Origin of the sequence: Methanobrevibacter sp., from assembly GCF_036307625.1 — an archaeon.
In the GTDB taxonomy this organism is placed as follows: Archaea; Methanobacteriota; Methanobacteria; order Methanobacteriales; family Methanobacteriaceae; genus Methanocatella.
Window position 1 is genome coordinate 1 of sequence record NZ_JAXJXF010000008.1, and the last position, 6043, is coordinate 6043.

At 38.3% G+C, this 6043-nt stretch carries 7 protein-coding genes and 1 tRNA gene; 4 read left to right on the forward strand and 4 right to left on the reverse strand.

The window, feature by feature from the left end; translation table 11 throughout:
- The coding region (locus UIB65_RS00365) for a zinc ribbon domain-containing protein (protein WP_330039190.1) at positions 1-521 on the forward strand (521 nt) is incomplete at its 5' end.
- On the opposite strand, the gene rimI is transcribed toward UIB65_RS00365, so the two are convergent.
- Positions 492-941, reverse strand: a complete 450-nt coding sequence (gene rimI / locus UIB65_RS00370) for a ribosomal protein S18-alanine N-acetyltransferase (protein WP_330039191.1) — start codon at positions 939-941, stop codon at positions 492-494. The two genes, UIB65_RS00365 and rimI, sit on opposite strands and share 30 nt — an antisense overlap.
- A 74-nt stretch (positions 942-1015) precedes the next feature.
- Between rimI and UIB65_RS00375 the strand changes: the two genes are divergently transcribed.
- The 3 genes from UIB65_RS00375 to cobK are packed head-to-tail and all read left to right on the forward strand — an operon-like array spanning position 1016 to position 4621.
- On the forward strand, positions 1016-1405 hold the full coding sequence (locus tag UIB65_RS00375) for a UPF0146 family protein (protein ID WP_330039192.1): 390 nt from the start codon (positions 1016-1018) through the stop codon (positions 1403-1405).
- A 4-nt stretch (positions 1406-1409) separates the two neighbouring features.
- On the forward strand, positions 1410-3839 hold the full coding sequence (locus tag UIB65_RS00380) for a calcium-translocating P-type ATPase, PMCA-type (protein ID WP_330039193.1): 2430 nt from the start codon (positions 1410-1412) through the stop codon (positions 3837-3839).
- Entirely contained in the window at positions 3836-4621 is a 786-nt protein-coding gene (gene cobK / locus UIB65_RS00385; RefSeq protein ID WP_330039194.1) for a precorrin-6A reductase, read from the forward strand. The genes UIB65_RS00380 and cobK overlap by 4 nt, the downstream gene beginning before the upstream one ends.
- Before the next feature lie 13 nt (positions 4622-4634).
- On the opposite strand, the gene UIB65_RS00390 is transcribed toward cobK, so the two are convergent.
- The 3 genes from UIB65_RS00390 to UIB65_RS00400 form a co-directional block, all read right to left on the reverse strand.
- A tRNA-Ser gene (locus UIB65_RS00390) sits at positions 4635-4718 on the reverse strand.
- A gap of 35 nt (positions 4719-4753) precedes the next feature.
- Positions 4754-5062, reverse strand: coding sequence for a 30S ribosomal protein S10 (rpsJ, locus tag UIB65_RS00395; protein WP_042691424.1), 309 nt, complete (start codon positions 5060-5062; stop codon positions 4754-4756).
- 66 nt (positions 5063-5128) lie between these two features.
- On the reverse strand, positions 5129-6043 hold a 915-nt coding region (locus UIB65_RS00400), incomplete at its 5' end, for an elongation factor 1-alpha (protein WP_330039195.1).

The window sequence follows — 6043 nt, forward strand, 5'->3', positions numbered from 1 at the left end:
ATATTATGATGAGAAGATGTCCACAATGCGGTACAGCAGGTGACGATGTTTACGGATTTTGTATAAAATGCGGATATGAATTTCCAAAAATCACACAGGACAAGGACACCTGTCCATTATGCGGATATAAAAATCCTGAAGAAGCGGAATTCTGCGTCAAATGCGGAACCCCATTGCTATTTAAAAAGAATCCTGAAAACAATGTGAAAGTGGTAAATCCGATTGTTATTCAAAAGGAATACACTCCTGCTCCAGCCGAAACAGGCAAAACAAGCAGACTGCTGATATTTATCGGATACTTCTTTGCAATATTGGGAAGCATCATCGGTTTAATCATTGCGATTTATCTGATTACCCGAAAAGACCCTAGCGCAAAAAAACACGGATATATCCAGATTGCAATAATATTGTTCTATGCAATATTGCTTGCGATAATGTTTGCAACAGGTGCAATACCTCCGGAAGTCATTACTGACTACAAAAATCTACTTTTAGGAAACTTTACCCCTTTCAACAGGTAGATACATTATTATGGCCGCATCCCCATCTTCATAATATCCGGGAACAACCCTATCCTTTATAAAATTAAATTTTTCATAAAACCTGACCGCACCATCATTACTTTGTCTCACTTCCAGATATATTGCGTCAATCTTAAGCATGGAAAGGATTGAAATGGCACGAACAAGCAGTTCGGTTCCAGCGCCCAACCTGCGATAATTCTTGTCGACTGCAATGGAGATTATGTGACCCTGATTTTCATACTTGATCCAAAACATTACATAACCTATTACATAATTGTCCTTTTCAGCAACCAGAAAACCTATGCCCATATCATACAGCTGCTGAAACATGTTGATTCCGTAGGATTGGTCAAATGACATGCTTTCTATTTCAAAAACCCTTTTTATATCATTTGGAACGAACTTTCTTACTTTCATACTAAAAAATACTTATACAAAACAATATATTTAATAGTTTGGATTGATTAAAATTAATTTCAAGAGGTAAAAAAATGTGGCAAGATTTTGGAGAGTACATACTGAATGAAATTGGAGAGAGAAATGTCAAAATTGCCGAGATTGCAGTGGGAAAATTTGACATGATTTGTGATATGCTGAGCGAAAGGAAAAACATCACCCTGATAAAAACAGACATTTCACCGGCAAACGAAAGCGTCATCAAAGACGATATCACAAACCCCAATCTTGACCTTTACAGGGATGTCGACATAATATATTCAATAAGGCCTCCAAGCGAACTTCAGCCACATCTGGTGAATCTTTCAAGAAAAATCAATGCCATGCTGATTATCAAGCCATTGACAGGGGAAGATTTAAATACTCCCAAAGTAAATATGCAGTTAAAAAATTATAAAAAAGCAAGCTTTTACATTTTAAGGTGATAATATGAGTGACATACTTACCCGATACGACACATCACTGGACGGACTAAGCTCAAGTGAAGTTCAAAAAAGACAGAAGGAATACGGATTGAATGAGATTGCCGAAAAACCACCTACACCATTATATATCTTATTCCTATCTCAATTCGTAGATATCCTAATTGGGCTTCTAATTGTTGCCGCAATTGCCGCATTTGCAATTGGAGACGTTATCGATGCAGGAGTGATAATCCTTGCAGTTCTTTTGAATGTGATTATGGGATTTATCCAGGAGTACAGATCACAGAAGGCTATTGAAAGCCTTAAAAATTTCATCACAAAACATGCCGTCGTCAAAAGGGACTCAAAGATTAGAGAAATTGATGCAAAAACATTGACCGTTGGAGACATCGTAGTTCTTGAGGAAGGTTCAAAAGTACCAGCCGATTTAGTTTTGATTGAAAGCAAATCCCTAAGCTGTGATGAGTCCCAGCTTACAGGAGAGTCCAAAGCAGTTGCAAAACAAATCAACGATAAGCTTTACATGGACTCAAATATCCTTTCAGGAAACGGACTTGGAGTTGTTGAAAACATTGGAATGTCAACAGAAATCGGGAAAATTGCAGACATTGTCCAGGAGGATGATGAGGAAACCCCACTTGCCAAACGTGTTGGAAAGCTTGGAAAGACTTTGTCCGCCATCGCAATAGTCGTATGTATAGCCATCTTCATCATGGAGTTTTTAAAGGGAATACCTCTTGTCGAAACATTCATGACTGCAGTTTCACTGGCAGTTGCAGCAATTCCGGAAGGCCTTCCGGCCGTCCTGACATTGACACTTGCTCTTGGAATGTCAGAAATGGCAAAATCCAATGCAATTGTAAGAAAGCTCCTGTCAGTTGAAACCTTAGGTTCCTGCACAGTCATCTGCAGTGACAAGACAGGTACACTGACCGAAAATAAAATGACTGTAGTCGAGAGCGTTTACACAAATGAAGACAAAACACACCTAATTGGAAAATTATGCAACAATGCCACATTGGACAATGATAAAATCATCGGAGATCAAACTGACGGAGCCATTCTAAAGTATTGCAATGAATGTGATGTGACCCTTGAAAGAATCGATGAAATTCCACTTGACAGTAATCGTAAAATGATGACTACCATACACATATTAGACAGTGAAAATAATATTGTTTTATCCAAAGGTGCTCCAGAAATAATTTTAGATAAATGCAAATACATAGATAGAAACGGAAGTATTGAAATTATTGATGATAAAACCAAGGAAAAGATACTTGAAAAGATTGATGAAATGAGCGGACATGCACTCAGAACAATCGGATTCGCATACAAGATAAATGATACCCAGACACCTGAAGAGAACCTTACATTTACCGGACTTCTCGGTTTAATCGACCCTCCTAAAAATGACGTGAAAAAATCCGTAAGAGACTGTATCAATGCCGGAATCGACATCATAATGATTACCGGAGACCATGAAAAGACAGCATGTGCAATTGCAAGAGACATAGGCATCCTGACCGACGGAAAGGTAATGACCGGAGCCGAACTGGATAGGTTAAGCGATGAGGAATACCTGAAAATAGCTCCTGAAATTCAAGTCTATGCAAGAGTAAAGCCAACACAAAAAATGAAAATCGTGGAAACACTTAAAAAACTGGACAACATTGTTGCAATGACCGGAGACGGTGTAAACGATGCACCGGCACTTAAAAAAGCATCAATTGGAGTTGCAATGGGTGACGGAACGGATGTTGCAAAAGAAGCATCAGACATGATTCTTCAAAACAACGACTTTACAACAATCGTGAAAGCAATTGAAGGAGGAAGGAAAATCTATGACAACATCAAAAGATTCGTCAAATATCAGGTATCCACAAATGTCGGAGCAATACTGACAATCGTCGGGACCTCACTTCTGAATCTGCCTCTGCCGTTCAATCCGGCACAGCTTCTATGGCTTAACATTGTAATGGACGGACCTCCGGCACAGATGCTTGGTATTGAAGGTGCCGAAAGGGACATTATGAAAAGACCTCCCGAAAAGGGAGATATACTGACCAAAAATACAATGCTTCAGATACTGATTTTAGGCATAGTAATGGCAATAGGAACAATATGCGTATTCATATATGAAATATCCACAGGAGCTCCAACAATAAAAGCAATGACAGTTGCATTCACATTATTTGTAGTATATCAATTGCTGAATGCGTTCAACGGAAGGGCAAACTCAGAAAAATCAAGCAAATTTCTTTACCTGGGAATCATAATTTCATTCCTGCTTCAGCTTTTGATTTTATACATTCCACAATTGCAGACAATATTCAGAACAACTTCAATCGACCCAATTGACTGGGCAATAATTCTGATTGTATCTTCAACAATAGTGATAACACAAAAAATAATGGACAGGGTGATGAAATGAGGATACTTCTGCTTGGAGGAACCAAAGACTCCATAAACATTATAGAATTTATTAAAAAAAGCTATGATGCATACATCCTAACAACCACCACCACAGAGTATGGGGCCAAACTGGCCAGGCAGGGAGGAAGTGACGACACCATAGCCCGTCCGCTTCCCAAAGAGGAAATCATCAAAATCATAATGGACAATGGCTTTGACATTCTGATTGATGCCACCCACCCATTTGCAAAGCACATTACACAGACAAGCGCAAGCATAGCAAAAGAGTTGAAAATTCCATATGTTCGCTTTGAAAGACCTACCACAGACCTGAAAAACATCGACACATCACATATCCATTACGTAGACTCATTTGACGATGCTGGAAAATTGATATCTGAAAGATTCAATGAAGGAAATGTTCTGCATTTTGCAGGAGCCAACACCATGGAGGACATCCTGAAATACGTTTCCGCCGAAAGGTTCTACCCAAGAATTCTGAAGGTGGAAAGCTCACTTGAAAAATGTGAAAAACTAAACATTGACCCAAGCCACATCATTCCAATGAAAGGAGCTGCAAGCCTTGAAGAAAATATTGATCTTATTGAAAGATATGATGCATCAGCAATGATTACAAAGGAAAGCGGAGAAATAGGTGGAGTCGTTGAAAAGATACAGGCTGCAAATGAAAAGAATATTGCAGTAATTATGATTCAAAGACCAAAAATAGACGAATTAAATAAAAATGATGTTGTATCTAATTTGGATGAATTAGATATCAAATTAAAAAACTTTTTTTAAAAATAGATATAAACGCCGAGACTGGGATTTGAACCCAGGCGAGGGAAACCTCACAGGATTTCAAGTCCTGCGCCTTACCAGACTAGACTATCTCGGCATATGAAAAGGAATATTTAGAAGGATTCTAAATATTTATCCTTTAAGTTCAATTTCAATACTTACATTATCAGGAACGTTAACTTTCATAACTTGTCTCATAGCACGTTCATCAGCTCCAATACCGATTAAACGTTTATGAATCCTGAGTTCCCATTTTTCCCAAGAAGCTTTTCCTTCTCCATCTGGAGATTTCCTTGTTGGTACAACTAATTTTTTAGTTGGTAATGGAATAGGACCAGATAAGTCAACACCAGTTCTTTCAGCAATTTTTTTAAGTTGATCACATACATATGCTAATTTTTCTGGATCTGTTCCTGTAAGCTTAATTCTTGCTTGATTCATTTATTATCCTCCAAAAAACAAAAAGAAAAGAAAGTAAAAATTACTTTCTAGTTATTGTTTACAAACTTATTTTGCTGAAGTAACTTTAAGACATAATCCTGCAGCAACAGTTTGACCCATATCTCTGATAGCGAATCTTCCCATAGGTGGGATTTTTTGAGCTTCTTCCATAACCATTGGTTTAGTAGGTTTAATTTGGACGATAGCTGCATCACCAGTTTTAAGGAAGTCAGGAGTTCCTTTTTCAGGTTGACCAGTAGCAGGGTCTAATTTGGAAGTTAATTCTAAGAAAGTACATGCAGTTTGGGAAGTGTGACAGTGGAATACAGGAGTGTATCCAACGGTGATTACACCAGGGTGTTGTAATACAACAACTTGTGCGGTAAATTCTTTAGCTACAGTTGGAGCGTCACTAGTGTGTCCAGCTACGTCTCCTCTTCTGATATCGTTTTTACCTACACCTCTTACGTTGAATCCGATGTTGTCACCAGGTTCAGCTTCGTCGAATACTTCGTGGTGCATTTCGATAGATTTAACTTCTCCGGAAGCTCCAGCAGGTTCGAAGATAACATTTTCACCTTTTTTCATGATACCGGTTTCGACTCTTCCTACAGGTACGGTTCCTACACCAGTAATGGAGTAGACGTCTTGAATAGGTACTCTTAATGGTAAGTCGACAGGTTTTTCAGGTGGGGTTAATTTGTCTAATTCAGTGATAAGTGCGTCACCTTTGTACCAAGGCATGTTTTCACTTTTCTCTTTAATGTTGTCACCTTCAAATGCGGAAATTGGGATGAATGGAACGTCAGAAGGATTTCTTCCGATGGATTTGAGTAAGACACCAACTTCTTCTTTTACTTCATTGAATCTGTCTTCACTGTAGTTTTCCATATCCATTTTGTTAACTGCAATGATTAATTGTTTAATACCTAAAGTCATGGATAAGAATAAGTGTTCTTTGGTTTGAGGCATTACACCGTC